The following is a 1,466-nucleotide window of genomic DNA, read 5'->3' on the forward strand; positions in this document are numbered from 1 at the left end:
CAGGGCGGTTGCACCTAGTGTACGATAGTTTATATTTTGTTCTACTCATGATTGTCAGCGTTGTTGATCGTATATTCCCAGACAATCCAGCTCGTAATTCAGGCCGAATTCTCAAAAGGAAGCCAACGCTTTAATAAGTTGCACAAAAACCTACTTCCCTCTTACAAAGCTTGTACTATGTGCTGCTTCTGCTGTCTTTATTTAAACTAACTGGTTAGTCAGTATAAAACTTCTCCAGCACCAGCTCAGTTCGATAGTCCTGATCTAATCCTGCCAGTTGGATCCGGGCTGCCATGCTCTCTTTTTCAAAGCGGGTACTTTGTTTGTGGGCATTGAAACACCACCGCCTTACTGTCGCAACGTTCTTTGCTGCTGTTCGCTCATGGATTTTAGAGGCATCTTCTTCAAAGCTGACATCCAGTGACAAGTGCTGTCCATTTTCTATACTCCAATGATTGCGTACTGCTGACAGTACACTTGATGCTGTCATCTCCCGGCTCTCTATATAAAAATGCAATTCAGTTGTTTGTTTGTTACCAACCAATCTGTCTCTCTGGATAACCGAAAACTGCTTTAGGCCAGGCCACTCATGATTTGGATCTATATCCTCAATGTCGTTAAAAACCCAGCAACGACGGTGCTCCTGGCGGCCCCGATTTTTCTCAATTGTTTCTGCAAAGGCGTGTTGGTCATCGGCAGGTTCCGGATCATCCGGATGCTCTTCAATGTACTGAGAAAAGTATGCTTCGATATTACTGCTCAGAGTGGGCTGATTATCCTTGGCGCACAGCAGGTAATCCGCTTTTTTTTCAATGATTTTTTTGCAAATATTTTTCTGGCAGCCCATGGCATCACTGGTAATCAAGGCTCCCTCCATAAAAAGCATATCGAGAACCTCAGGAATGGCAGTGATCTCGTTGGACTTCTGATCAACGGGAGTAAAACCTAATATAAGCTTAAGCTCTGAGCTGTAAGCACTGACCATATGTACCAGCTTCTTGCCTTTAGCTGGGCGTGACCCACGCAGAGCCTTGCCGTCAATAGCGATTACATTGTCGTTTTTTTCTGGATGAGGTCCCATTTTACGAGCATTTAAATCTGATACTGTGTCGCTTACCCAGTCGACAAATAACTGGGTAAAAGCTTCTGGGTCGAGCAGCTTGCACACTGTTGCGATGGTGTAATGGGTGGGAAAGCCGAATTTATAAGGAAAAAACTGACGAAACCAGAGGCGGTTGTATTTAGCGAACCGCTCCATCCCTTTCCATGTGGTGTAACCACTCAAAATACTGATATAAACGATAAATAAGACTTCTGGAAGCGGGTACGTAACGTGTATATCGCTACGAGGCTCAGTTAGCGTTTGAATTCTGACGACCATTGGTGTGTAGTTGGCCATTGCCGTGCCTCTGGTTATACCGGAGGTATCTTAATAGTACATATGTACGCTTCGTGCTACCGCCCTG

Annotated in this window: 1 protein-coding gene; it reads right to left on the bottom strand. The window is 44.8% G+C overall.

All coding sequences use genetic code 11. From position 1 onward, the window contains the following. Positions 1-214: 214 nt before the first annotated feature. The gene (locus CX664_RS24270) at positions 215-1,399 is read right to left on the bottom strand and encodes an ISAs1 family transposase (RefSeq protein WP_101749188.1); all 1,185 of its coding nucleotides are present in this window, start codon (positions 1,397-1,399) and stop codon (positions 215-217) included. Positions 1,400-1,466 lie beyond the last annotated feature (67 nt).

Origin of the sequence: Endozoicomonas acroporae, from assembly GCF_002864045.1 — a bacterium.
Lineage (GTDB): Bacteria > Pseudomonadota > Gammaproteobacteria > Pseudomonadales > Endozoicomonadaceae > Endozoicomonas > Endozoicomonas acroporae.